This is a genomic window from Desulfonatronovibrio hydrogenovorans DSM 9292 (assembly GCF_000686525.1).
Classification (GTDB): Bacteria; Desulfobacterota; Desulfovibrionia; order Desulfovibrionales; family Desulfonatronovibrionaceae; genus Desulfonatronovibrio; species Desulfonatronovibrio hydrogenovorans.
Genome location: NZ_JMKT01000008.1, coordinates 52,681 through 77,803 on the forward strand (window position 1 = coordinate 52,681; position 25,123 = coordinate 77,803).

Consider the following 25,123-nt stretch of genomic DNA (forward strand, 5'->3'; position numbering starts at 1 on the left):
ATGAGATTATTATCCTGCATGGCCTTTTTGTTGTTCCTGGCCCTGGTGGGCAACCCGGCCCCGGCCAGTGCATCAGACTATCAAAAAGGGCTGCAGGCCTTTAATGCTCTGCTCAAAAACGATGACCGGGCCAAATTCCGGTCTCACTGGCTGGACATAGCAGAGACTTTCACCAAAGCCTACAAAAGCAGCCCCCGGGGTGAGGCTGCCCCAAAGGCCCTGTTTTATCTTGGAAGAACCTATGAAGAGCTGGGCCAAAGATCCTTTTTAAGGTCGGATTTTGAAAAGGCCGAACAGTACTACACCCAGGTCGTCCGGGATTTTCCCTCCCATGCCTGGGCCGATGACGCTCAGTTCAGAAAGGCCGGAATTCATCTCCACCACTTTAATGATTCAGCCCAAGCCTACATCGAATACCTGCGGGTGGTATATAATTTTCCCCAGGGGGACATGCGGCCCAAAGCTCAGGAGGCTCTCAAAGAGCTCGACCAGGCAAACCTTGAAAAAATCAGAAATGCAACTGGTGGTTCTCCGTCCGTTCCCGCACCTGAATCAAGGCAGGATCCCCAGCCCATGGAATCAGCAACCATTCTTGAAGAGCTGCAGGACCAGGCTCCTGCCCCGGCCCAGGCTTCAACTCCACCGCAAACAGCTGGCAGAGCCGAGCTGGTCAACATCAGGCACTGGAGCAATGATGAATACACCAGAGTGGTGCTGGATCTTAATTCCCAGACTAATTATTTTCACAAGCTCTTAAAGCCTGATCCGGAACTGGGCACTCCTCACCGTCTGTTCATCGACCTTGACGACACCCTGGTCTCCAGGGATTCGCCCAGAGAGGAAAACGTTGCCGACGGGATACTGAGAAGGATTCGGTCGGCCCAATATACCCAGGACAAGTCCAGAGTGGTCCTGGACATCCAGGAGCTGGACAACTTCAGGGTGTTTGCCCTGGAAAATCCATTTCGGATTGTGGTGGATGTCTATGCACCGGAAAAAAGAATGCCTGTCCAGACCAGTATCGGTCCTCCCCAAGTCAGCCTGGACCCCAAGAGCAGGGAACTTACCGCCCAGAGCCTCATAGAACAGCTTGGACTCAAGGTCCGGACAATCATGATCGATCCAGGGCACGGGGGCAAAGACCCCGGCGCAGTTTACAACAATATCAAAGAAAAAGACATTGTCCTGCGCATGTCCAGAATCCTGGGCCAGAAGCTTGAAGAAAAGGGGTTTAAAGTCCTTTATACCAGGACAACCGATGTTTTTGTCCCCTTGGAAGAAAGAACCGCCATGGCCAATTCTAAAAATGTTGACCTGTTTATTTCTGTTCACGCCAATGCCCATCGCAACAGAAATGTCCGGGGGTTTGAAGTTTATTATCTGAACTTTGCTCAGACCCAGGACGCCATGAGGGTTGCAGCCAGGGAAAACGCCGTCTCAACTCAGAAAATTTCTGATCTTCAGTATATTTTGACTGACCTGATGCTCAGCTCAAAAATCAACGAATCCAGAGAACTGGCCCACAAGATCCACGGGGTGACCATTGATCATCTCCGTTCCAGGTATTCGGCAGTCAATGACAACGGCATCAGACAAGCCCCTTTTTACGTGCTCATGGGGGCCAAAATGCCGGCCATCCTTCTGGAAATGGGATACATGACCAATGAACAGGATCTGAAGCTGCTTCTGTCTGACGATTTTTTGCGGCACATGGCCGGGGGGCTGGTTCAAGGGGTTGTGGCCTACAAGGACAAGATCGAGCAGTTTGCCAGGCTGGACTGATTCCTTTGTGCTCCTACTGAAAAAACATACTCAGTCAAATTCAGGGCTGGATCAAGCTTCAGCATTTCCGGTCCTTTCCCTGGGAATGGTTGTCCAGCCCGCCGATCCTGTCTCCATCCCAGGAAGCCCTGTCCTCCAGGGGCTCAACATGAATGGTGACCTGGGACTTGACCAGCTGCCTTTCAACATCCCTTTCAATTAAACAGCAGACCTTATGAGCCTGGCTGATGGTCTTGTGACCGGGCAGAAGCAGGTGGAAATCAATGAAACGTCTGGAACCGGACTTTCTGGATCTGAGCCCGTGATACTCAGCTCCCGGACCGGCATGCTCCCTGATGGCACTTTCAACTGCCTTCAGCTCATCATCAGGAAGAGAAACATCCATCAGACCCTTCATTGATCGCTTGATCAGGCTGAACCCTGACCGGGTTATATTCAGGGCCACAAGGATGGCTATTATGGGATCCAGAATGATCCATTCTGGCTTGAGCATTATGATCCCAATGCCTGCAATGACCCCGGCCGAGGTCCAGACATCAGCCATCAAATGCCTGGCATCCCCTTCCAGGGTTATGGAGTCGAAATGTCTGGCCGCCTTGAGCATCACCCTGGCCACCACCAGGTTGATTAGCCCTGCCACCAGGGATATTGCAATGCCCCAGCCAAGGTTCTCCAGAGGGACCGGGCTGAAAAGTCTTCCTGCTGCCGAATACACGATGCTGGCAGCAGCCACCAGGATCAAACCACCTTCCAGTCCGCCGGCAAAATACTCGGCCTTGTCGTGTCCATAGTTAAATTTTTGGTTGGCTGGTTTGAATGCTATAGTCAGAGCGACGACCGCCACGATGCTGGCAGCCAGGTTGACAAAGGTCTCCATGGCGTCTGAAAGAAGACCTACTGAGCCGGTAATCCAGAAGGCCCCGAATTTGAGACCTAGAGTTACCAGAGAAGCCAGGACCGATAGTAATGCTACATTTCTGGGCATTGATATCTACCTTTACAACTTGTTTATCCCGGATTAGACTTAAAAATAAACCGGCTAAGCCTTAACAGGCACAGGGCAGCCTCTGGGAGAATGGTGCCTGACCAGCCGGCACCACTTTTTTCAGCAACAATACAACCAAAAAACCTGAGTTCTGAGCATCATGTCCAAGTCCTGGGTTAAATCAAAACTTCCCGAATTTGTCCGGGATGTTCTGCGCGATTTTTGCCTGGTCAGTCAACACCTGTTTTCAGAATTTTCCAGGTATGAGCAGACCGGCCAGATCAGTTTCACATTCTTCAAGGACCTCCTGGGGGAGGAGATGAACAAGGGCCAGCTCTGGAGGCTCAAGGATACTTCGCACATTCTTTTCAGGTCTGAAGCTCAGCCCGACAGGGTCGGCTTGTACCTGGACTGGTGCATCGGATATATTTTTCACGAATGCATGAAGCTCAGAGAGGATGCCTATCAGCAGGAAAATTACCGCCCCTGGTTTGAGATGATGCATTCTCAGCCCGCCCTTCCGCCTGAGGAAAAGCTCATCAGTAAAGAACTGTTTACTGTCCTTGAGCAGACCAATGAAAGCATAGAGCGGGAGGTATCCCGGATCAAATTTATTCTTTTCCACTGCAGACGCCTGTTTGCCATGTTTCTGCCGGCCCATCAGGACAACCCCCTTCTGGCCAGGTTTCTTTTCGCCCAGGAGTCCCTGGTCAGAGAAGTCTTCAAATCGTCCTACAAAGAACTGATCCAGGCCATCTATCCTGGCCAGTCCCAAAAAATGTACACCCTTGCTGCCCAGAGCCTTGAGCAGGGGGGGTGGAACAAGGAAGCTGCCCAGGCCCGGAAAAGAGTTTGACTTGACTTTTTTTAAGAAACATGACTAAAATTAAATTTATAAAATTACGCATTTAACTTTTCAACTTTACAACGGAGGAAGGAATGAAACGCTACTTGCTCTTGGCAATCCTACTGCTGGCTATGGTCGGCTTTGGTTGCGCCAAAAAACCGGTTACTCCAGAACCGGAACCCCCTAAGGAAGAGGTAAAGGTTGAAGCTCCGGCTCCAACCCCGGCTCCGGAGCCTACCCCTGCCCCTCAGCCCACAGCCAGAGAGATTTATGAACGGAATTACTCCATGTTGCCCACCAGCCACACCGTGGTCAAGGGTGAATGTCTCTGGTGGATTGCTGAGTACCAGCAGATTTATAATGATCCTTTTATGTGGCCTTTGATTTACAAAGCCAACCGGGACAAGATCAGAAATCCCGACCTGATCTACCCTGGTCAGGTTTTTCAGATTCCCAGAGCCTTTCAGCTGGACGAGGTTAAAGAAAGCCGCAGATCAGCCGGTGCACCCAGACCATATCTCCCGCCACAGGCAGCCACACTGCCCGCGGACATAAGGGCTGAACTCGGCTGGAGCTTCTAAATCTCAAAAACATTGCCTTTTAAAGCCCCGGCCTCTCGGTCGGGGCTTTTTTTTACCTGCCTTCTTTTTTTAATTTCCTTGCTCCGTTTTTCAGGACGCGTTACAAGATTTCACGTTAAATGCCTGTGGAGGATAATTCATGTTTGATTCTTTATTTCACAGAAACCCGGCTAAGCAGAAGTATTCCATTGATGAAGTGGAAAAGCCTGAGCTTATCCGGGAGCTCTATCCATACAATAAAATTTGCAGGGTGGCCTTTGATGACTCGTTCATTCTGCCTCACCCTCCAGAAGAAATATTTATAACTGATACAACCTTCCGGGATGGTCAGCAGGCCAGGCCTCCTTTTACTGCTGATCAGATAGCAGACACCTACGAACTGATGCACAAGCTTGGCGGGCATTCCGGACTTATCCGTCAGTGTGAGTTTTTTCTTTACTCGGACAAGGACAAGAGGGCAGTTGAAGCCTGCCTGGAAAAGGGTTTTAAATATCCAGAAGTCACCGGATGGATCAGGGCCAACAAGGATGACCTCAAACTGGTCCGGGATATGGGGTTAAAGGAAACCGGGATGCTGACCTCGGTTTCTGATTACCATATTTTTTTGAAGCTCGGCAAAACAAGAAAGCAGGCTGCAGAAGATTATCTGGCTCTGGTAGAGGCGGCCCTTGACTGGGGCATTGTTCCCAGATGCCATTTTGAGGACATCACCAGGGCTGATATCTACGGGTTCTGTGTGCCCCTGGCTCAAAAGATGATGGACCTGTCCAGGCAAAAGGGATTGCCGGTCAAAATCAGGCTTTGCGATACTATGGGATACGGTGTTCCCTATCCGGGTGCGTCCATGCCCAGGAGCGTAGCCAAGATTGTCCGGACCTTCACCCACGAAGCCCAGGTTCCGGCCAAGTGGCTTGAATGGCATGGACACAATGATTTTCACAAGGCCCTTATCAATGCTACTACAGCCTGGCTGTACGGATGTTCCGGGGTTAATGCGACCCTTTTCGGGTTTGGGGAAAGAACCGGCAACGCTCCTCTGGAAGCTTTGATCATTGAATATATTTCCCTTACCGGCAATGATGACGCTGCTTACACTCCGGCCATAACCGAGCTGGCCAAGTATTTTGAAAAGCATCTTAATGTTGAAATTCCTTCCAATTATCCCTTTGCCGGCCGGGACTTTAACGCCACCAGTGCCGGGATTCACGTTGACGGCCTGCTCAAGAATGAGGAAATTTACAATATTTTCAACACTAAGCACATCCTGCACAGAACTATCCCCATTATTATCACTGATAAGACCGGCAGGGCTGGGGTGGCTTACTGGATCAATCACAACCTGAACCTTTCTGATGAACAGAAAGTGGACAAGCGTCACCCTGCTGTGGGCAAGATTTACGACAAAATCATGCGCTCCTACGCCAAGGGCAGGACAACCAACTATTCCCATGAGGAAATGCAGAAGCTGGTACGCAGGTACCTGCCTGATCTGTTTTCTTCTTCTTTTGATCAGCTCAAGATCCTGGCTCACAAAGTCCTTGCCAATATCATGCGCGACCTGGCTGCCAAGCCTGAGCTGTCAACCATGGACAAGGACAGGATCGATCTGGTCATGGACGATTTTCTGAGGGAATTTCCCTTTATCCAGTACATGTACATTACTGACGTTAATGGATGCCTGTTGACCTGGAACGTCAGCGATATTGGAGATCTGTCCAAGTACCGTCAGGTGCCGGAGCGGGCTGACCTGTCTGATCGGGAATGGTTTCACCGTCCTGTCAAGACTGGAAAACTTCACATAACCGACTTTTATAAATCCTTTTTCACTGGAAAGCTTTGTTTGACAGCCTCCATTCCAATATTTACAAAAGATGATGAAATTGTCGGCATACTTGGTGCTGACATTCGATTTGATGAGTTGGTCAAAATCCAGGAAAGTCTAGCTGATGATCAGGAATTGTTCCTTGATTATTAGGAGGAAAAAATGTTCAGGAAATTTTCAGTATTGATTTTGGTCTTGCTGGTGGCTGGATGTGCCAATATGCGCGGTTCTGGACCTGAGCCCTCAGCAGAGCGCTTTGATCCCCCTCCGGCAGAGGAATCTGTATCCCATAGATATTATGACTTTGACGACATTCCCATTCCCAATGAGATGAAGATCAGTCCCAGAGATTCCATTTTGTTTGAGTCACAGAATATTCGGGCCGGCATGCTTACTTTTACCGGCAGAGTGGACAGTGACTCCCTGTTCAACTACTTCCAGGTAAGCATGCAAAACGAGGGGTGGAGACTTCTGAGCTATATCAAGTACGGGAACTACATTCTTACCTTTGATAAACCTGAAAAGATCTGCATTGTCCGGATTACCGAAAGGCAGTTCAGCTCTGAGCTTCAGATTTGGATTTCACCCAAGATATCCAAAAATTTATAGTCCAGAGCAAAAGTTATGCTTCCTGATCATTACCCGCTATTTAGTCTCTTTTCAGGAAAAAGAGTCCACCTGGGACTGACCGGTAGTATAGCTGCTTACAAGGCTCTGGAGCTCCTGCGCCTGCTGGACAAATCGTCCATTGGTTTCGGTGCAACCCTGACCAGAGCAGGTTCTGAATTCATCAAGCCTTTGAGCCTTTCAGCCCTTGGCGCAGACCCGGTTCACTCTGGTCAGGATCTGGATCATTACGATCCCTTTTCTCACCTTGCTCCTATGATGTCGGCCCATTGTTTTGTAATAGCTCCGGCCACAGCTAATATCCTGGCCAAGGCATCCTGCGGCCTGGCTGACGACCTTTTAAGCACCCAGATCCTGGCCTTTGATAAACCTGTTCTTTTTTGTCCGGCCATGAATCCGGCCATGTGGAGCAACCAGGCTACTGTTGATAATATAACCAGGCTGATCTCCCGGGGCCATGTCATCATCCAGCCTCACCAGGGCGTAGTTGCCTGCAAGAGCACTGGACAGGGCAAACTGGCTCCGGTCCCAGTCCTATACTATCAGATCCTCAAATCCCTGGCTGCCCAGGATCTTGCCGGACACAAGGTCCTGGTAACAGCCGGCCCTACCTGCGAATATTTTGACCGGGTCCGTTTCTTCAGCAACCCGTCAACTGGAAGAATGGGCCTGGCTGTGGCCCTGGCCTGCTGGATCCGGGGGGCAGAGGTTGATTTCATCCACGGCCCCATGCAGCAGGTTTTTGAACTGCCTGGCTTTCGGGTTCACCAGGTTACCACTGCCAGACAGATGCTGGATACATGCACTCCTGTCTGGAAAGACAGCTCCATAGGAATATTCACAGCTGCAGTTTCAGACTTTGCTCCCAGACCCTCTAAAGAGCCAAAATTCAAGAAGCAGGGCCGCAAGACCCTGACCATGGAAATGGAGGCCACCCCCGATGTTCTGGCTTCCCTTTCTGTTCAGAAAACCGGCCGCCAGATCCTGGTTGGTTTTGCGGCTGAGGCTGAGGAGCTATTAGCCAATGCCCGTCAAAAACTGGGTGCTAAAAATCTGGATATCATCGTGGCCAATCAAGTGGGGGCCTTTTCCACGCCTTTTGGCAGCAGCACCAACCAGGTTACTGTGCTTGATTGCCATGGCCGAAACGAGACCTGGCCAGACATGCCAAAGGCCGATGTAGCTTGGAGGTTGGTGGATTGGATCGTCATGATTTAAATCTGCAGCAGTTATTGCTGCACCAGATGGGCATTCACCGCATTCTTGCTCTGAAATCTCCGGACAACGACCAGGTCCGACCTGCTATTGAAGATGCTGCCTGTTCTGATTTTTCCAGTGCAGCTGATGTCCGGAGTACTCCCCAGATCCAGATCCCGCCTCAGCTGTTCAGATTTCGCAAGCCTGCATATTCAGTCTGGTCGTACCATCAGCTCTCTTTGGACATCTGCAGGGGATTTACAAATCCCAGGTCCGAATTAATAAATGAAATGATCAGAGCTTTAAGGTGGGATCCTGGAAAATACACTTTCTGGCCCATGACAAGCATGGACCCAGACTGCTTTGATTCAAATATCGAGCTTTTCAATCTGGGGCTGCAGAGCATTTGCCCTGTGTATGTGTTTATTTTCGGGCCCAAGGCTTTCCAAACCATGTTTCCAGGCCAGGAGTATGTTTACGGCCCTAAAACTTATAAAGATTTCCAGGTCATTGTTCTTCCGGACCTTGATACTCTGCTTCCTGATAATCGCATTTTGAAAAACCTGATCTGGTTCCATTTAAAAAGAGTTTCGCCTACAACATATTAATAGAGCTGAATCGTTATGAAAAAATACTACATTTTTATCCTGCTTTCTTTTTTTATATTAGCTGCCCAGTCCCAGTCTGCTGTGGACAGTGGATCCAGGATTCTTTTTGTTGATATCCAGGGACCCATTACTCCTGCTCAGGAGGAACTGCTGCAGGAGTCTCTGACCGAGGCTGAGCAAGGCAGTTACATCAGCCTGGTTATCAGGCTGGACACCCCGGGAGGACTGGCAGAATCCATGCGCAATATGGTCAAGCTGATGCTTAATGCAGAAGTGCCAGTTACTGTGTGGGTAGCGCCCTCAGGAGCCAGGGCTGCTTCAGCCGGAGTATTTCTGGTGGCAGCTGCTGATCTTGCTGTCATGAGCCCCCAGACCACGATAGGCTCTGCATCACCTGTTGATATATCCGGACAGGATCCTGACGAAACCATTTCCAAAAAAATCGTTAATGAGCTGCTCAGCCTGATCCGTTCAGTTGCTCAGGAAAGAGGTCGCAATGTTGACTGGTACGAAGCAGCTGTTCTTGAAAGTGCCAATCTTGATGCAGAGGAAGCACTCCAGCTTCGGGTGATCGATCTTATTGCTGGATCGCAGGAAGACCTTCTGTCTCAAATGGGCAAGCGGGGACTGACTGTTGACGGTCAGGAGTTTTTTTTCGATCCGGCTGAGATAGAGGTAGTTACTTTTGAGCCTGGACTTAAGTATAAAATTCTTTCCTGGCTGTTGCACCCTCAGATAGCCTACCTGCTCTTTCTGGCTGGCATGGCTGGTTTGTTTTTTGAATTTTCCAATCCAGGGGCTATTTTCCCTGGCGTGGTAGGAGCTTTTTGCCTTATTCTGGGTCTCTATTCCCTGTCAGTGTTGCCCACATCTGTCACTGGAATTTTATTGCTCATTTTGGGCTTTATTTTTATTATAATAGAAATTAACATACCGACATTCGGGCTGCTTACCCTTGCCGCCCTGATTAGTTTTTTCTTTGGATCGCTTTTTTTGTTTGACCCCAGTTACCCATATTTTCAGCTTCAGCCCATGACCATACTTCCAGTAATTACCATACTTACCCTTGTCCTCCTTGCTCTGGCTTTTCTCATAGGCAAGTCCCAGCTGGCTCCCAAGTCTGATGACGCAGGCGTAGTATCCCGGACAGCCAGAATCATTGAGTGGAACGGAACTCATGGCCAGATTAAGGTTCGCGGAGAAATCTGGAACGCAGCAACTGACCAGGAGTATGATATGCAGCCAGGCCAGGAAGTGACCGTTGACAAAGTTGAAGGTATGACTGTTTATATCAAGCCGTAACTTTTTTCAGGAGGTTCTCATGCTTACTTATGCCCTTCCCATTGTCATTCTAGTAGTCCTTTTTTTGATGAACGCCATTCGTATTTTGAACGAGTACGAGCGGGCAGTTGTTTTCCGACTGGGAAGATTTTTAAGTGTCAAAGGTCCCGGACTCATCATTCTGATCCCTGTTCTTGATAAGATGGTCCGCACCCAGCTCAGAATCGTCACCCTTGATGTTCCCCACCAGGAGGTCATTACCCAGGATAACGTAAGCATTAAGGTTAGCGCTGTTGTTTATTACAGAATTGTTGAGCCCAGAAGTTCCATCCTTGAAGTGGAAGACTTTCATTATGCAACTTCTCAGCTGTCTCAGACTACGTTGAGAAGCGTTTGCGGTGCTGCTGAACTTGATGAAATTCTTTCTCAGCGTGACAAGCTGAACGCCAAAATTCAATCTATTATCGACGACCAGACTGATGCCTGGGGTGTTAAGGTAACTTCAGTGGAAATCAAGTACATCGATCTACCTCAGGAAATGCAGAGGGCCATGGCCAGACAGGCTGAGGCAGAAAGGGAAAGAAGGGCCAAGGTAATCGCTGCTGAAGGTGAATACCAGGCTGCTGCCAAGCTGGCTGATGCTGCCAAGATCATCTCAGATTATCCAGCAGCATTACAGCTCAGATATCTTCAGACCATGCTCCAAATGACTTCTCAGGCCAGCAATTCCACTGTGATTCCCATACCCATTGACATGTTTAACTCACTTAAATCAGTTATGACCGCTGCTCCTGCCTATGAAACTCAGGCTGCTGACAGGGAAAGCTGAATCCGGCTAGAGGCCTGCTGATTGTGTTTTCATTTTTTCGGATGGTAATGAAATGGAATTCAAACAACTCAAAGCAGAACTAGAAATCATTTTTGCCAAAATTACATCAGAACTCGACAACAACAACGTACCGGACATTGTCACACTTCAAGAATTTGTCCGCCTGGCCAGAATAATGCCCATGCTGGCGGATGATTCCTGGATTGGTGAGTCAGAGGATTTTTCCCACTTGGCCACTCAGCTGCTGCAGTCTGCCAGAAACAAGGATTTTCGCACTGCAATTCTTCTGGCAGATGCGCTAAATGATGCTCAGCTGTTCTGCCACAAGTCCTTTCGAAATTAAAATATGGCGGCACTAAGGTGCCGCCATATTTCTCATCTCAGACTTCCTTGCTTGTCTTTTTTCCTTTTTTCCCTTAAAAACGACCAACACTTCATGTTTCACGTGAAACATTTCTTGGCAGTGCAGGAGGGAAGATTGGAAAACATCATAGCCATAGCTAACCAGAAGGGTGGGGTGGGCAAGACAACCACAGCTGTAAATCTGGCAGCATCTCTGGCCATCATGGAAAAAAAAGTCCTGCTTATTGATTGTGATCCTCAGGCCAATGCCACCAGCGGGCTGGGGTTTTCAAGAAATGAAGTTGTCCACGGACTCTACGAAGGGATGTGCGGCCAGACAAAGCTGGCTGATCTGATTCACGAGACAGAGCTGAAGTACCTTAAATTAATACCTTCATCCCAGAATCTGGTTGGCGCTGAGATAGAGCTTATCAGCAGAGAGAACAGGGAGTACTTCCTGTACAACCTGCTCAAAAAGAACCTGGACGGATATGACTATGTAGTCCTGGACTGCCCGCCTTCACTTGGGATTGTTACCATCAACGCCCTTTGTGCGGCAAGAAAGCTGCTTATTCCCATGCAGTGCGAATACTACGCTCTGGAGGGTATCGCCCACCTCTATCAGACATATGAACTGGTGAAAAAAAGATTGAACAGCGATCTTGAATTGATGGGTGTTGTTCTGACCATGTTTGATAAAAGAAATAAGCTATGTCATCAGGTGGCAGGAGAGGTTAAAAAGCACTTTCAGAAAAAAGTCCTTAAAACCATCATTCCCAGAAACGTCAGACTTTCCGAAGCCCCAAGCCATGGAAGGCCGGTCATAACCTATGACATCAGGTCCACTGGATCACATGCCTACCTGGCCCTGGCCAGAGAAGTCATCAGGGGAAACGCCTGAACATATTACCTACACTCGGCAGGTAAATGGAGTGCATTCATAAACAACGTGATCTTTAAAATGCTTCTTGGTCACCCGGTATTGACACTCAAGGCACAGAAAGGAGACCATCCCGCCAAGGCTGGCTGCTTTAAGAAGAAATCTCTTGGGATCGTCAGCAGTCCAGTCAGGAGTGGAGCATCCGCAATGATCACACTTGACGCCTTTTTCAACAGGGTAGTTGAAATCCCAAAAAGACAAAAACTGTTTCCAGTCATTGATGGGCTCAGCAGGGATTTCTGGCTGGGACACTGCTTCAGGAAAAAGAATTTTTTCTAGATTGTTTTCATGCTTGAACCAAATTTCCGCCGGAATAAACACGCCCTGAAGCTGACCGGCCTGATTATATAGGGGCTGTACCTGTTTGGTAGTCATAGTTCCTCCTTAAAGTGATCTGTATTATTAAGAACTGGCTGGGAAAAGTCAAAAATAAAAAGGATCCATATTAATGAAAATCAATAATAAAGGCCTGGGAAAAGGTCTGGATGCGCTGATCAAGCCGGACTTCTACGAAGAAAAGGACCAAAAATCCGAAGTAACCAATCTCAGCATCAATAAAATTCATCCGAATCCGCACCAGCCCAGAACTATATTCAATGATGACGGACTCAAGGATCTGAGCGAATCAATAAAGAAACAAGGTGTTCTCCAGCCAATTCTGGTCAGGAAAAATGATCAGGGAGAATACCAGATAATTGCTGGTGAGCGGCGTTGGAGGGCCAGTATTGATGCCGGCCTGAAAACAATACCAGCCCTGATTCGAGACTACAATGACGCAGAAACATTAGCCATTGCCCTAATTGAGAATTTACAGCGCGAAGACCTGAACATCATGGAACAGGCCAGGGCCCTGGATCGACTGAAAAATGAGCTGGCCATCAAACAGGAGGAGCTGGCCGAAAAAATCGGTAAAAGCAGATCACAGCTGGCCAACATCCTCAGGTTGATGAATCTTCCAGAAAAAATTCAGGATATGCTCCAGGATGAGCAGCTGTCTGCAGGACACGCCAGGGCCTTGCTGGGTCTCAAGGACAAGCAGGACATGCTGAGGGCAGCAGCCAAAGTGGCCCAAAAAAATCTATCCGTTCGAGCCACAGAAAACCTTGTCCGTCAGATGGGAAGTGAAAAGAACAAAGCAGACCAGAGACTAGCACCAAATAAAGTCCTGACAGAAAAGGTGGAGCGAATCATTCAGACCGGGCTGGATACCAGAGTAAAAGTAAAAATCAGAGGAAGTATGGAAAAAGGTGAGCTGGTCATAAAATACACTGACAACAACCAGCTGGATAAGGTGCTCAAGGCTTTTTCTCAAAATCAGCTGCAGGATCAGGACCTATGAAGGAAGAACTGAAAAAAAAGCTGAACAGGATAAACAATCAGCCTCTGGTTATCTGGGGGGATGTAATCCTGGATCACTACCAGTGGGGAGAGGTATCCAGGATCTCACCTGAAGCCCCGGTACCTGTGGTTCGGGTTGAAAGTGAAACCTACCGCCTGGGCGGTGCAGCCAATGTAGCTAGAAACATAAAGTCTGTTGGAGGAAAGCCAAGTCTAATCGGACTGATTGGCAGGGACAAGTTCGGTGACCAGGTTCAAGAAATGCTTTCTGGGGAAGGAATCCTGAACAATCTGCACAGCTCCCTTAAGAGAAACACCACCCTGAAAACCAGGGTCATGGGCAACAACCAGCAAATAGTCAGAGTAGACACAGAAAGCAGGACCAGGCCGGACAAGAACGAGATATCCGGTCTGGCCGAAGCTTACAAAAAATCACTCAAATCAGGATATGCTGTTATTTCGGATTATGGCAAAGGGGTGATCAACCCGCAAACCCTGCACCTTGCCTCGGACAAAAAACTGATAATAGATCCCAAGAACAATAATTTCAAAAATTATAAGCAAGCATTCATCATGACTCCCAACAAAAAGGAGGCCCAGGAAGGAAGTGGCATCAGGCTGGATTCAAAAGAGGAAATAATAAAGGCCGGAAAAAAGATCATTGCTGCAAACGAACTGGAAAACCTGCTCATCACCATGGGACCGGATGGAATGGTCCTGTTTCAGAAGAACGGGTCAATAACCCACATTTCAACGAGCGCCAGAAAGGTGTTTGACGTTACCGGGGCAGGTGACACGGTGATCGGAGTGCTGGCAATCTGCCTTGAAGCAGAAATTGACCTTCTGGCTTCATGTATTCTGGCCAATTATGCCGCAGGAATAGTTGTAGGAGAAATTGGAACCGTAGCCACCACCAAGGATGATATCATCAAGTCGATCCAGGAACTGGAAACACCTGCCATCAATCAGTGGGTTTAGGACACTTTGCTGTACAGCATCCGTCGCTCAGGGCGAACATGGCATAAACAACCCTTTTTTCCTTTTCCAGCCTTTCCTCAGGCAAAGTATAGTAAACATCATCCTCAGATAATGATTCCAAATCCTCCCAGGCAGGTATGCAGCGAAATCCTCTGCACAGATCTTTTTTATCCCTGGTTCTGATCAGGGCAGCATCCTTGCTGTCTGTGACCAGAGTATAAGGGACAGGGCCCTGGGGAAAGACCCTGCAAAGACTGACATACTGGGTAATATAGGTTGACACCGCTCCAGGGCAAAAGCCAAGGACAATCAAAGGCTTCTGGTTGTAATATATTACAAAATCAAGAATCACCTGGTATGATTCATTGCCAAGGTCCAGATCAAGGCAGTATTTGGACTCAATTGCTGAAACCGGATAACCTTTTTCCTCCACCAGTATCCTGGCCAGGGCCTGCCGGATATCTTCATATGTGGTCAGGGTTATTTCCTGGCCTGTCAGGTAATCAGTGATAACCTGGTTCAAACTCACTTCATGCATGTCTGCTCCTAATTTTTCAACCGATCCCAATTTATGGGCCAGTCATTGATCATCGATCATAAAAACCGGTAATGAGTTCAAAAGGGCTGTATTGAACATCATAAGGATAAAGCCCGAGTTCTTTCATTTTAATCAGAAAATCATCAGCCAGCAAGTCAAAGGCCTGCTTCTGGCTGTCTGCCACTTGCAGCAGGTACCTGCCTGTATCCGGAAATCTGAGCCTGAATCCAGACAGACATTTCTGCAGCAGAAAGTCTTCAGCCAGACCCAGTTTTATGGTTAAAGCAGAATCCAGGGGTGTATCGTAGGAAAACCGGGTCAACAAGCAGGACCTTGGAAAATAATTTACTGTATCTAGTCCCAGGTCTGCAGCAAGTCCTAAAATGTCTCCTTTGCCCATCCCGGCCAGAGCAAAGGGTGATGCAACACCAAGTTCAGCCAGGGCAGCCATGCCTGGTCGATATGAATCAGCATCACTGGCATTACTTCCGTCTGCGAGATTAAAGCCCGCAGAAAAAAATTGTCCTGCATGGCTGAATATGTTTTTTTTGCAATAATAACATCTTTGGCGGGTGTTCTGGCTGATTAAGGGAAACCGGCGGTAGTCAAAATAAAAAAAAAGGTGATCCAAACTGAAGATCCGCCGAAAATTGATCACCTGGCGTATTTCCGTAAAAGTGACGTGCGGTCCTGTAACAGTGAAAGATTTATGAACAATTTCCTGTTTCTGACAAAAAAGGACCAGGGTCCTGCTGTCCATCCCGCCGGACAGAGCTATTGCCAGGGGCTGCAGAGGTTTAAGTATGGAGATTAATTTATCAGTTTGACTCAATTTTTTCCTGATGCTCTGTAAGCAGAAACTCGCCTTGCTCTATCCATTCTTTAAGCATGTCTGCAATCTCCAGGGACATGGAATAGCTGGTCAGAGGGACAGTAGGTATTTTCTTGTCAAAGAGTTCCACTTCACCTGATTTAAGTTCAGAAAATTTAAGATATTTTAAAATGTTGGACTTGCCTGCCCCATAGTCATGGCCATAATCAATAACAGGCATATCAATGTCCGCATCGGACACCCCGGTATACCAGGCAATATCCTCATTCAAAACAGGTATGGGAATGCCGAGTCCAACAGATATTGAACATCCGTATCCGGCATAACTGATGCCCCGCAAAAACCTTGGGTTCATCTGTTTGAGATCGCCCTTGACCATGAGCGTGCCTGCGGGCATCTTGGGTATTCCCCTCTCATTTCTGGGTGGAGATGGATTGTGCTGAGTTCCCGAGCCCAGGACATAGCCTACCCCACCTCCCAGAAAAATTTTGGTCCCAAGCCCGATGGTCATGAAATAAGGATCATTGAAAAGGGGACTTAGCTCACCTGCAGTGGCGAAGTTAATATTCCCCATATTGGCTCTGAGTGGTCCCATGTACGTGTATTTTATCTTATTAGTAAGATTAATAGCACAATTATAATTCTGATAGGCGTTTCTAGGGTTAAACAGCCAGGCATTTCTGAGCTCGGCCAGGGTAATGTCTTTTTCCAGGGAAGTCCGGGGATAGCAGTCGGTCTGGTAAGCTGTGGCCTTCAACCGGACAGACCTGCCCCTGACCAGATCCTCAATGACATGGCCTCCTCCATATTTAAACTTACCTGGATAGACCTTATTCAAAGGATCGTCTTCGGCAGGCTCGGTGGCTCCAATCAAAGCATCAACTGCAGCCAGTCCTGAATAACAGGGCACACCATTGAGCCATAATTTATGCGTTTTGATCATAGGAGGCTGCTGGCCGATATTGAACAAGGCTGCTGAAGAGCACATGGGGGAAAAAGTACCGGTTGTAACTACATCCACTTCTGAGGCAGCCTTGACCTTACCCCTGGAACGTACTAAATTCGACATTTCCCGGGCATTGAGCACAACTGCCTTCTTGGCCCTGATCCTCTCATTAATCTGATTAATGGTTTTGTTGACTGCATACTTTTTTGACATCAGGCCTCCGTTAACCGATAATGAGCAAGTTATTCGACCATCCGATTCCACTGAATCTGAATTTAAAAGACTAGACCAGTCTAGTCAATCTCAAGGTTTTTACATCATCATGAGCAATAGAACGGAAGATCTAACTGAAATCCTGCTCAACCAGGGGATCGAAACCAAAAAATTCAGCCACATCATCAGTCAAATTCAATTGCGTCAGGAGCATGACCATGTCGAGCTGAACTTTCCCCACAGATATCTCTATGAGTTATACAAAGAAAACTTGCAATGCTTGGTGGAAAAGGCTGTAAATAAAAAAATAAAATATCTGGTCAACGGATCCAAAGCCAAGTTTGAAAAAAAATCAGCCATATGCAATAAATGCATAAATAACCTGGAATATACATTTAAAAATTTCATACCCGGAAAAAAAAATCAGATACCATTAAAAATATGTAAAGAAATATCCCGCCTGACAGAAGTAAAATACAATCCAGTAATCATTTACGGTGAAAGCTCATCAGGAAAAACCCACCTTGCCTGGTCAATTGTTAATTCAAGCTTTAATAAAAGAATATACTTTACTGATGTATTCGAAGTAAATCACCATATTAATGAAAACAAGACTGCTCCTTTTTTTGAAAATATTAAGGATAATGACGTAGCTATTGTTGAAGATGTACATGAGTTAAAAAAAGAAGATAAAACATCAAAATTAATTCAAAGGATGATTGACTATTTTTATGAAAATAAAAAACAGCTCATCCTTACCTACAACGGTAAAAAAATTAATAACAATAAGTTTAGCGAAGAACTTAAAAACAGAATTAATTCAGGACTTATTTTAAAAATAATCAAACCGGATTTAAAAGTCCGAACTATTTATGCTAAGCAGTTCTGCGCTGAAAATAAGATAAAGCTGTCAAGCGATAATATTTTTACAATAGCCAGGAATTGTGATAACATCAGATCAATTAAAGGTGTACTTCTTAAACTAACAACATTTGCCAATAGAGAAGGAAATACTCCAGAAGCTTTGCTGGACAAAATGCTCCTGGAAAACAGGACTACACCAGTCATAGATTTCAATACAATCATCAACGAGGTCTGCTCCTCACTCAATGTTTCTCCAGAAGATATCCAGGATTTTAAAAAGGGCAAAAAAATATGCCAGGCCAGGCAGATATCAATGTACTTCTGCAGATCAGTTCTAAACTGGTCATATCCTAAGATCGGGAGCAGATTCGGAGGAAGAGATCACAGCACAGCCATATACAGTATTAAAAAAATTAAAAAATTAAAGGATGTTGATCCCAATATGAACATATTGCTCTCAGAAATGTTCCAAAGGATCAAAAAAAGCCATTAAGAGAATCTGAAATAAAAAGGCAGCATCCCGATGCTGGAAGGTTCATTGAAGTTCATTTCAAAACATTTCTAATTTCAATATGTTATCCAAATTAGAAACAAAGCTACACCCCATATAACAACAAGGAGATATATATGTATTTAAGAGTATTTAAAGAAGATATATTTGAAGGTGTCATGAAAGCCTCAAGCATTGTATCCCAGAAAACCGGGGCCTCCTATCTGAGAACAGTCTGGCTAAAGGCTGAAGAGGAAACGCTCTCAATCATGAGCACTGACAGCAATATGGAATTTACTGGTGTCTATAAAGCCAGTGTCCTGGAGAACGGAATTGTCGGAGTGGGGGGGAAAAAATTCAATGAACTCATTAAAAAGCTCAAGCCCGGAGAAATAATCTTCAAGGCTGATATGGAGCAGAATGTTTTGATTATTCAGCAGGAAAAGAGAAGGTACAAGGTACCAACCACAGACAGTTCCTGGTTTCCGGAAATGGAGTCCTTTCCAGGTGAGAACAATGTTCTATGGTCCGGAGAAATCATCAAAGAGATTATTGAAAAAAGTTTTTTCTGCATCAGTGACGATGATACCATGGGCGGAATGACCTGCCTGAAGATGGTCCCGGTCAGTGGGGATCAGGTGGAGAACTGCGGTTTCAATGGACACAATATGAGTCTTTACACCTTCAGAAATGACAGTGTGTACGAAATTCTTCCGGCCCAGGGTCTGCTTATTCCCAAAAAGTACCTGGTGGAACTGCGAAAGTGGCTCATCCTTGGGGAGGTTGAACTGAGTGTTTCCCCGGAAAGATTCTTTATCCGGACTGAAGACATGAAAGAATGTATAAGCCTGCCTCTGAGCTTTGATGACTATCCAGATTACCATGAAATAATCGACAAGTACAAGGACAGCCTGAGTTCGGTTCTGAAGATCAACCGAGTGGAGCTGATGGAATCGCTGGAACGGATCCTGATTTTCAGCACTGAGCTCAATAAGTCGGCACTGTTCAGGCTGAGTCCGGAAGAAGTGGAGATGGTCAGCACAGCCGTGGAAGCAGGAGAGGCCAACGAGGTTTTGAACTGCAGCTTTCAGGGAGATTTGGAAGAAATAGTGTTCAACGTGAAAAGCCTTCTGGAAATTCTGGGACACTTCAACTCAAAAGAAGTTGAACTGCATTTTTCAGGTCAGGTAGGTCCCTGCAAAGTCATCGGCCTGGATGATCCAGACTATTTTGTAGTGACTATGCCTGTGGAGATTGAAGAAGATACTTACTATACTGAAGAAGAGGAATAATAGTCCCTATGGAAAATTTAAAACAAAATCAGGATTATACAGCTCAAAACATTCAGGTCCTGGAAGGACTCTCTGCAGTCAGGAAACGTCCTGCCATGTATATCGGGAGTACCGATGTCAGAGGCCTGCATCATCTGGTTTACGAGGTTATTGACAACAGCATAGATGAGGCCATGGCCGGGTACTGCAAACACATCCGGATTACAGTGCACCTGGACAACAGTGTTACTGTTACCGATGATGGCCGCGGGATTCCAGTAGACATCCATCAGAAAGAAAAAAGGCCGGCTCTGGAAGTGGTCATGACAGTCCTTCATGCCGGCGGGAAATTTGATAACGACAGCTACAAGGTATCAGGCGGTTTGCACGGAGTCGGAGTATCTGTGGTCAATGCCCTGGCCGAGTATCTGGAAGTCACGGTCAGGCGGGATGGCAACAAGTATTTTCAGAAATTTGAAAGAGGCATACCTGTCTGTTCCCTTCAGGATCAGGGACCATCTACTGGACGCGGAACAACTATCAAGTTCAAGCCGGATGAGGAAATATTCAGCGAAGTAAACTTTGATTATGAAGTCCTGGCCAAAAGATTTGAAGAGCTTGCTTATCTGAACAGCGGGGTCCAGATAGAGTTTTTTGACGAGAGAAGTCAGAAAAAAGATGTTTTCAAGTACGATGGTGGACTGATTTCATTCATCAAAAACGTGAACAGGGACAACGGACTGCATAAGATTATTTATGGCGAGGGAGAAGTCAGCAACGTCAGCATCCAGTTCGTTCTGCAATACAAGACCGGATACAAGGAAAATGTGTATTCATTCGCCAACAACATAAGGACTGTTGAGGGCGGGACTCATCTGTTCGGATTCAGATCAGCTCTGACCAGGGCCATAAACAACTATATCCAGAATGCTCCGGATCTGCCCAAAAAGCTCAAGCAAAAGCTGACCGGAGATGATGTCCGGGAAGGCCTTACAACCATCCTTAGTGTTAAAGTTCCTAATCCTCAATTTGAGGGACAGACCAAGACCAAGCTTGGGAACAGCGAGATCAGCGGATACGTGTCAGGTGTTGTATATGAAAGACTGATGGTCTTTCTGGGAGAGAACCCAAAAGACGCCAAAATGATTGTGGAAAAGGTGGTTGACGCTGCCAGGGCCAGGGAGGCAGCCAGAAAAGCCAAAGATCTGGTCCGCAGAAAGGGTGCTTTATCGGATTACTCACTGCCTGGAAAACTGGCTGACTGCCAGAGCAAAAATCCTAAGGAATCAGAAGTGTTCATTGTTGAGGGTGATTCAGCCGGAGGGTCGGCAAAACAGGGCAGGAATCCCAAGTACCAGGCCATTTTACCCCTGCGGGGCAAGATCCTGAATGTGGAAAAAACCAGGTTCGACAAGATCCTTGAGAATAACGAAATCAAGGCCCTGATCACAGCCATGGGGGCAGGGGTGGGCCATGACGGTATTGACCTTGAAAAACTAAGGTATCACAAGATAGTTATAATGACCGACGCTGACGTGGATGGAGCACATATCCGGACCCTTTTGCTGACATTTTTCTTCAGACAGTACAAAGAGCTCATTGACAATGGCTATCTTTATATTGCTCAGCCCCCTCTGTACCGGGTCCATAAGGGCAATTTTGAAAAATACATAAGCGATGAACAGGAAATGAATGATTTCCTGCTGTCCAGGATATCCGATGAAATAACCATCAAAACCCAGGATAAGACCGAGTTCTCTGGTCAGGAAATGATTGATCTGATCAGAAAAATGCTCTCAATCCAGGATTACTCCATGGACGCTTCAAACATGGGGATCAACAGGGAACTTTTCCTTTCGATTTTGAAATTCAGGAATAAGCTTCATCCAGTGACTTTCGTGTATGAAGACTATTCAGGGTTTGTGGACTTTGTCCAACAGGCCGGATTTAACATGGAAATGGAAAAAGAGGAAACCGAGGCGGAAAAGCGATATTATCTGACCTTTACAGACCGAAACGAACATTCAGTAAAAATCGGCATAGAGTTTTTCAATTCCAGGATTTATAAGAAGTCTTTTGATTATTATCAGGAGCTTAAATTACAGGAACCTGATCTCAAGTACCAGGTCCATAACAAGGACGAAGTCACAACTGTCCAGGGTGTGTTTGAGCTTCTGGAAAAGGTGTTCGAGGTAGCCCACAAGGGTATCAATATCCAGAGATATAAAGGTCTGGGGGAGATGAACCCGGAACAGCTCTGGTCCACCACCATGGATCCTGACAAAAGAACTCTGCTCCAGGTGCGCATCGAGGATGCAGAAGAAGCGGACGACCTCTTTTCCAGGCTGATGGGGGATAAGGTGGAACCAAGAAGAGAATTTATTGAGAGAAATGCCCTTGAGGTGGCTGAACTGGATATTTAGGTTCCGGCCGGTGGCAGAAATTGATTAAACTAGACAAATAAATAATCGTCGGAGATACCTGCCTGTGAATAATAATATTTCCATTGAACAAGAAATAAAGAAATCATACCTGGAGTATTCCCTGAGCGTGATCATCGGTCGGGCCATACCGGATGTCCGTGACGGACTCAAGCCGGTTCACCGCCGGATACTCTACGCCATGCACGAGCTGGGAAATTCCTATAACCGTCCATACAAAAAATCGGCCAGAGTGGTGGGTGACGTTATTGGTAAATACCACCCTCATGGTGATTCAGCCGTTTATGACGCCCTGGTCCGCATGGCCCAGGACTTTAATATGCGCGATCCCCTTGTGGATGGACAGGGAAACTTCGGCTCAATAGACGGTGACGCACCAGCTGCCATGAGATACACTGAAGCCAGGATGTCCAGGCTGGCAGGTGAATTTCTTGGTGACATTGAAAAAAAGACCGTCAACTTCAGGCCCAACTACGACAACACTCTGTATGAGCCTGAAGTCCTTCCCACCAAGGTTCCAAATATTCTCATCAACGGCAGTTCAGGGATAGCAGTGGGCATGGCCACCAATATTCCGCCTCACAACCTGGGGGAGGTGGTGGACGGTCTTCTGCACCTTTTGGATAAGCCCCAGTCCAGTGTCCAGGATCTGATGTCTCTGATTAAAGCCCCAGATCTTCCCACCGGGGCCTATATCTACAATATGAAGGGAATCAGGGAGGCCTATGAAACCGGGAGAGGGAGTTTCAAGATCAGGTCCAGGGTTGATGTTGAATCCAAAAACAAGAACCAGGATTCCATAATAATATCCGAGATACCCTTTGCCCTGAACAAGTCCAACCTGGTGGAGAAAATAGCCGGGCTGGTCAATGAAAAGAAGATCGAGGGCATTTCAGACCTCAGGGATGAATCCGACCGGACCGGCATAAGGATAGTTATTGACCTGAAAAAGGGATCAATCCCTGATGTAATCATCAATAAGCTTTATAAGCTGACCGCTCTGGAAACAAGCTTCGGCATCAATATGATGGCTGTGGTCAACAACAGACCCCAGCTCCTTAATCTCAAGGATGTTCTTGAACACTTTCTGGAGCACCGCAAAGAGGTCATCATCCGGAGGTCGAGGTATGATCTGGAAAAGGCCGAGCACAGAGCGCATATTCTTGAAGGCCTGCAGATAGCCCTGGACAATATCGATGAAGTGGTCAGACTGATCCGCTCTTCCACTACCCCTGCCCAGGCCAAGGAAAAGCTTATTTCCGCCTTTAAACTCAGCTCTGTCCAGGCCCAGGCCATTCTGGACATGAGACTGCAGAGGCTGACTAACCTGGAACGGGAAAAGCTTTTAGAAGAATACCGGGAGCTGCTCAAAAAGATAGAGTATCTTAAAAGCATTCTGGAAAATATTCAGGTTCTTAAAACCGTTATCAGGGACGAGCTGACTGAACTGAAAAAAGTCTATGCCAGTCCGAGAAAATCCATCATTCTGGAGAAAAATCCCGACGACATCGATATCATGGACATGATTCCTGATCAGGACGTGGTCCTGACCATGTCCAGAAAGGGCTACATCAAGAGAACCCTTTTGGAATTTTATCACCAGCAGAAAAGAGGCGGCAAGGGAATTGCCGGAGCCAACGTCTCAGAGAAGGATTTTATTTCAACTCTGATCACCACCAGCAACCACCAGGATATCTATCTTTTTTCCAACAAAGGCAAGGCCTATAAGCTCAAGGCATACGAAATACCCGAAGGCAGCAGGACCGCCAGGGGAGTGCACATCAATAATCTTCTGCCCCTGTCCGGGGATGAATACATTGCCACCGCCCTTTCTGAACGGACCATGAACAAAGATGATTTTTTCCTGTTTGTCACCAAGAGGGGAATAGTCAAAAAGTCTGCTGTGGAGCTGTATAAAAATCTTAGATCCTTAGGGCTTATTGCTGTCAATCTCAGGGAGGGAGACGAACTCATCGGAGTCAGGGTCATAACCCAGGACGCCAGAATAGTCTTGTCCACCAGGGATGGATTTGCCATTCATTTTGCCTGTAATGAAATAAGATCCATGGGCAGAGTAGCTTCTGGGGTTAAAGGCATTTCTCTGAGAAAATCCGACCAGGTGGTTTCAGTGGTTATTACCAACGGCGAGGACAGAACCGATCTGTTTACCATTTCCGAAAAGGGTTTCGGCAAAAAGACCAGTCTGGACATGTACAGAATTCAGTCCAGAGGGGGCAAAGGCCTGATCAATATGAAGGTCACCTCCAAGACTGGTCCGGTAGTGGGTTCCATGCTTTTGTCGGACAATGATGAACTGATCATATTTACTTCGGCCAATAAGATCATCCGGGTCAGCGCGGCTGACATTAGGCAGGTGGGACGATCCACCCAGGGGGTGAAAATGGTCAACCTTGAAGATGGTCAGAAGGTGATCTGCTTTGATATGATCATCCAGGAAAACCAGCTGGGATCTCCGTCAAGGTCAGAGGCTGAAGAGCACGGATATGATTGATTTTTTCCGCATTAAGCTGACAGATTAATTTCCTGATAAGGGGACAGGACATGATCACAGGCCAGATTATCAAAGCTAAAATGTCCATCCCCTTTGTCCTGGCAGTTCTGATTGTGCCGGCTCTGATTTCCTGTTTCAACGGGCAGGGCCGCAGCGATTACTTTAATCAGGCTGAACATGCCTTTGCCTCGGGCAGGCTGAATGAGGCTGTGCATGGTTACGAACTGTTCCTGGAAAAAGAGCAGAATTCTGAGAAAAGAATCTTGGCCTGGGAAAGGCTTCTTCAGATTCAGCTTGACATTGGAGGAGACCTGGAACGAGGACTCAGTATTCTGAGGTCCATGAGCGTTGAATACCAGGACAATCAGGATAAGTTATGGTCTGTGTTGATCAGGATGGGGGAACTCTATTCCCGTCAGAAAAGATTTGAAGCCAGCGTTGAAGTCCTGGAAAGATCTCTGGAAATAGCAGGAAGCGAAAAAAAGAACCTTATCTCTCACGAACGTCTAGCTGCGGTATACTCTGCCCAGCGGGACTTTAGAAAGGCCAGGGATATTCTTTACCAGGCCAGGGAGACTTTCCTGGATTGCCAGGATGGTGGTTGCGGACTAATAGAATACTATCTTGGCAGATCCTACTTTCACCTTGGTGATCTGAAACAGGCAACCCATTATCTCCAGAATGCCTTTTATTCCGATTCAGAACAGAATCTGCGGGTCAAAGCCGGAATGCTCCTGTATGATTCCCTGCTCATCCTTGAAGATCACCAAAACGCATCAGCAGTGCTTGATAAACTTGAGCTGGTTCATCCCAACCCCATGGTCATCAGAATGAGGGCCCCAGACATTCCCTGAAATCC

Annotated in this window: 23 protein-coding genes; 18 read left to right on the plus strand and 5 right to left on the minus strand. The window is 47.0% G+C overall.

Annotation, left to right across the window (positions count from 1 at the left end):
* Positions 1 to 1,782 carry an N-acetylmuramoyl-L-alanine amidase gene (locus P771_RS0101415; protein WP_028573727.1) on the plus strand — a complete coding sequence of 594 codons (1,782 nt, stop codon included), beginning with the start codon at positions 1 to 3 and terminating at the stop codon, positions 1,780 to 1,782.
* 58 nt (positions 1,783 to 1,840) lie between these two features.
* Here P771_RS0101415 and P771_RS0101420 read toward each other — a convergent pair whose 3' ends face one another.
* Positions 1,841 to 2,767, minus strand: coding sequence for a cation diffusion facilitator family transporter (locus tag P771_RS0101420; protein WP_028573728.1), 927 nt, complete (start codon positions 2,765 to 2,767; stop codon positions 1,841 to 1,843).
* Between the two features lie 160 nt (positions 2,768 to 2,927).
* Between P771_RS0101420 and P771_RS0101425 the strand changes: the two genes are divergently transcribed.
* The 10 genes from P771_RS0101425 to P771_RS0101470 all read left to right on the plus strand — a co-directional run bounded on the left by P771_RS0101425 (position 2,928) and on the right by P771_RS0101470 (position 11,802).
* Positions 2,928 to 3,623, plus strand: coding sequence for a hypothetical protein (locus P771_RS0101425; protein WP_028573729.1), 696 nt, complete (start codon positions 2,928 to 2,930; stop codon positions 3,621 to 3,623).
* 83 nt (positions 3,624 to 3,706) lie between these two features.
* Positions 3,707 to 4,195, plus strand: a complete 489-nt coding sequence (locus P771_RS0101430) for a LysM peptidoglycan-binding domain-containing protein (RefSeq protein WP_028573730.1) — start codon at positions 3,707 to 3,709, stop codon at positions 4,193 to 4,195.
* Between the two features lie 139 nt (positions 4,196 to 4,334).
* On the plus strand, positions 4,335 to 6,170 hold the full coding sequence (locus P771_RS0101435) for a triose-phosphate isomerase (protein WP_028573731.1): 1,836 nt from the start codon (positions 4,335 to 4,337) through the stop codon (positions 6,168 to 6,170).
* Between the two features lie 9 nt (positions 6,171 to 6,179).
* Positions 6,180 to 6,626, plus strand: a complete 447-nt coding sequence (locus tag P771_RS0101440) for a YdgH/BhsA/McbA family protein (protein WP_028573732.1) — start codon at positions 6,180 to 6,182, stop codon at positions 6,624 to 6,626.
* A 15-nt stretch (positions 6,627 to 6,641) separates the two neighbouring features.
* Positions 6,642 to 7,862, plus strand: a complete 1,221-nt coding sequence (coaBC, locus tag P771_RS0101445; protein WP_028573733.1) for a bifunctional phosphopantothenoylcysteine decarboxylase/phosphopantothenate--cysteine ligase CoaBC — start codon at positions 6,642 to 6,644, stop codon at positions 7,860 to 7,862.
* Entirely contained in the window at positions 7,844 to 8,449 is a 606-nt protein-coding gene (locus tag P771_RS0101450; RefSeq protein WP_150112107.1) for a hypothetical protein, read from the plus strand. Before coaBC ends, P771_RS0101450 begins: the two co-directional genes overlap by 19 nt.
* A gap of 15 nt (positions 8,450 to 8,464) precedes the next feature.
* A complete protein-coding gene (locus tag P771_RS0101455) occupies positions 8,465 to 9,751 on the plus strand; it encodes an NfeD family protein (RefSeq protein WP_028573735.1) in 1,287 nt (428 codons plus the stop codon).
* 19 nt (positions 9,752 to 9,770) lie between these two features.
* Positions 9,771 to 10,559 carry a slipin family protein gene (locus P771_RS0101460; RefSeq protein WP_028573736.1) on the plus strand — a complete coding sequence of 263 codons (789 nt, stop codon included), beginning with the start codon at positions 9,771 to 9,773 and terminating at the stop codon, positions 10,557 to 10,559.
* A gap of 52 nt (positions 10,560 to 10,611) precedes the next feature.
* On the plus strand, positions 10,612 to 10,902 hold the full coding sequence (locus tag P771_RS0101465) for a GAK system XXXCH domain-containing protein (RefSeq protein ID WP_028573737.1): 291 nt from the start codon (positions 10,612 to 10,614) through the stop codon (positions 10,900 to 10,902).
* Between the two features lie 135 nt (positions 10,903 to 11,037).
* Positions 11,038 to 11,802, plus strand: coding sequence for a ParA family protein (locus P771_RS0101470; protein WP_028573738.1), 765 nt, complete (start codon positions 11,038 to 11,040; stop codon positions 11,800 to 11,802).
* A gap of 9 nt (positions 11,803 to 11,811) precedes the next feature.
* Here the strand turns inward: P771_RS0101470 and P771_RS0101475 are convergent, their stop codons facing one another.
* On the minus strand, positions 11,812 to 12,216 hold the full coding sequence (locus P771_RS0101475) for a hypothetical protein (RefSeq protein ID WP_028573739.1): 405 nt from the start codon (positions 12,214 to 12,216) through the stop codon (positions 11,812 to 11,814).
* 73 nt (positions 12,217 to 12,289) lie between these two features.
* Between P771_RS0101475 and P771_RS16065 the strand changes: the two genes are divergently transcribed.
* Both P771_RS16065 and P771_RS0101485 read left to right on the plus strand, forming a co-directional pair.
* On the plus strand, positions 12,290 to 13,180 hold the full coding sequence (locus tag P771_RS16065) for a ParB/RepB/Spo0J family partition protein (RefSeq protein WP_035243773.1): 891 nt from the start codon (positions 12,290 to 12,292) through the stop codon (positions 13,178 to 13,180).
* On the plus strand, positions 13,177 to 14,157 hold the full coding sequence (locus P771_RS0101485; RefSeq protein ID WP_028573740.1) for a bifunctional heptose 7-phosphate kinase/heptose 1-phosphate adenyltransferase: 981 nt from the start codon (positions 13,177 to 13,179) through the stop codon (positions 14,155 to 14,157). Before P771_RS16065 ends, P771_RS0101485 begins: the two co-directional genes overlap by 4 nt.
* Here P771_RS0101485 and P771_RS16070 read toward each other — a convergent pair.
* Genes P771_RS16070 through P771_RS0101500 form a run of 3 tightly spaced genes read right to left on the minus strand, consistent with a single transcriptional unit; the run spans position 14,141 to position 16,686 of the window.
* Positions 14,141 to 14,695, minus strand: a complete 555-nt coding sequence (locus P771_RS16070) for a type I restriction enzyme HsdR N-terminal domain-containing protein (RefSeq protein WP_051617032.1) — start codon at positions 14,693 to 14,695, stop codon at positions 14,141 to 14,143. The genes P771_RS0101485 and P771_RS16070 overlap by 17 nt on opposite strands.
* A gap of 49 nt (positions 14,696 to 14,744) precedes the next feature.
* A complete protein-coding gene (locus P771_RS0101495; protein ID WP_028573741.1) occupies positions 14,745 to 15,527 on the minus strand; it encodes an adenine nucleotide alpha-hydrolase family protein in 783 nt (260 codons plus the stop codon).
* Entirely contained in the window at positions 15,514 to 16,686 is a 1,173-nt protein-coding gene (locus P771_RS0101500; protein WP_028573742.1) for a homocysteine biosynthesis protein, read from the minus strand. The genes P771_RS0101495 and P771_RS0101500 overlap by 14 nt, the downstream gene beginning before the upstream one ends.
* A 283-nt stretch (positions 16,687 to 16,969) precedes the next feature.
* Between P771_RS0101500 and P771_RS0101505 the strand changes: the two genes are divergently transcribed.
* The 5 genes from P771_RS0101505 to P771_RS0101525 all read left to right on the plus strand — a co-directional run bounded on the left by P771_RS0101505 (position 16,970) and on the right by P771_RS0101525 (position 25,118).
* Positions 16,970 to 18,043, plus strand: coding sequence for a DnaA/Hda family protein (locus P771_RS0101505; protein ID WP_161635931.1), 1,074 nt, complete (start codon positions 16,970 to 16,972; stop codon positions 18,041 to 18,043).
* Between the two features lie 134 nt (positions 18,044 to 18,177).
* Complete coding sequence (dnaN, locus tag P771_RS0101510; protein WP_028573744.1) at positions 18,178 to 19,332, plus strand: DNA polymerase III subunit beta; 1,155 nt, start codon at positions 18,178 to 18,180, stop codon at positions 19,330 to 19,332.
* Positions 19,333 to 19,340: 8 nt separating this feature from the next.
* Entirely contained in the window at positions 19,341 to 21,734 is a 2,394-nt protein-coding gene (gene gyrB / locus P771_RS0101515) for a DNA topoisomerase (ATP-hydrolyzing) subunit B (protein ID WP_028573745.1), read from the plus strand.
* Positions 21,735 to 21,798: 64 nt separating this feature from the next.
* On the plus strand, positions 21,799 to 24,264 hold the full coding sequence (gene gyrA / locus P771_RS16075; protein WP_035243775.1) for a DNA gyrase subunit A: 2,466 nt from the start codon (positions 21,799 to 21,801) through the stop codon (positions 24,262 to 24,264).
* Between the two features lie 50 nt (positions 24,265 to 24,314).
* Complete coding sequence (locus P771_RS0101525) at positions 24,315 to 25,118, plus strand: tetratricopeptide repeat protein (RefSeq protein WP_028573746.1); 804 nt, start codon at positions 24,315 to 24,317, stop codon at positions 25,116 to 25,118.
* Positions 25,119 to 25,123: the final 5 nt, after the last annotated feature.

Excerpts from the sequence above, each read along its gene's own strand:
- P771_RS0101415 (WP_028573727.1), top strand. The coding sequence starts at position 1 with ATGAGATTATTATCCTGCATGGCCTTTTTGTTGTTCCTGGCCCTGGTG.
- P771_RS0101420 (WP_028573728.1), bottom strand. The coding sequence starts at position 2,767 with ATGCCCAGAAATGTAGCATTACTATCGGTCCTGGCTTCTCTGGTAACT.
- P771_RS0101425 (WP_028573729.1), top strand. The coding sequence starts at position 2,928 with ATGTCCAAGTCCTGGGTTAAATCAAAACTTCCCGAATTTGTCCGGGAT.
- P771_RS0101430 (WP_028573730.1), top strand. The coding sequence starts at position 3,707 with ATGAAACGCTACTTGCTCTTGGCAATCCTACTGCTGGCTATGGTCGGC.
- P771_RS0101435 (WP_028573731.1), top strand. The coding sequence starts at position 4,335 with ATGTTTGATTCTTTATTTCACAGAAACCCGGCTAAGCAGAAGTATTCC.
- P771_RS0101440 (WP_028573732.1), top strand. The coding sequence starts at position 6,180 with ATGTTCAGGAAATTTTCAGTATTGATTTTGGTCTTGCTGGTGGCTGGA.
- coaBC (WP_028573733.1), top strand. The coding sequence starts at position 6,642 with ATGCTTCCTGATCATTACCCGCTATTTAGTCTCTTTTCAGGAAAAAGA.
- P771_RS0101455 (WP_028573735.1), top strand. The coding sequence starts at position 8,465 with ATGAAAAAATACTACATTTTTATCCTGCTTTCTTTTTTTATATTAGCT.
- P771_RS0101460 (WP_028573736.1), top strand. The coding sequence starts at position 9,771 with ATGCTTACTTATGCCCTTCCCATTGTCATTCTAGTAGTCCTTTTTTTG.
- P771_RS0101465 (WP_028573737.1), top strand. The coding sequence starts at position 10,612 with ATGGAATTCAAACAACTCAAAGCAGAACTAGAAATCATTTTTGCCAAA.
- P771_RS0101475 (WP_028573739.1), bottom strand. The coding sequence starts at position 12,216 with ATGACTACCAAACAGGTACAGCCCCTATATAATCAGGCCGGTCAGCTT.
- P771_RS16065 (WP_035243773.1), top strand. The coding sequence starts at position 12,290 with ATGAAAATCAATAATAAAGGCCTGGGAAAAGGTCTGGATGCGCTGATC.
- P771_RS0101485 (WP_028573740.1), top strand. The coding sequence starts at position 13,177 with ATGAAGGAAGAACTGAAAAAAAAGCTGAACAGGATAAACAATCAGCCT.
- P771_RS16070 (WP_051617032.1), bottom strand. The coding sequence starts at position 14,695 with ATGCATGAAGTGAGTTTGAACCAGGTTATCACTGATTACCTGACAGGC.
- P771_RS0101500 (WP_028573742.1), bottom strand. The coding sequence starts at position 16,686 with ATGTCAAAAAAGTATGCAGTCAACAAAACCATTAATCAGATTAATGAG.
- dnaN (WP_028573744.1), top strand. The coding sequence starts at position 18,178 with ATGTATTTAAGAGTATTTAAAGAAGATATATTTGAAGGTGTCATGAAA.
- gyrB (WP_028573745.1), top strand. The coding sequence starts at position 19,341 with ATGGAAAATTTAAAACAAAATCAGGATTATACAGCTCAAAACATTCAG.
- P771_RS0101525 (WP_028573746.1), top strand. The coding sequence starts at position 24,315 with ATGATCACAGGCCAGATTATCAAAGCTAAAATGTCCATCCCCTTTGTC.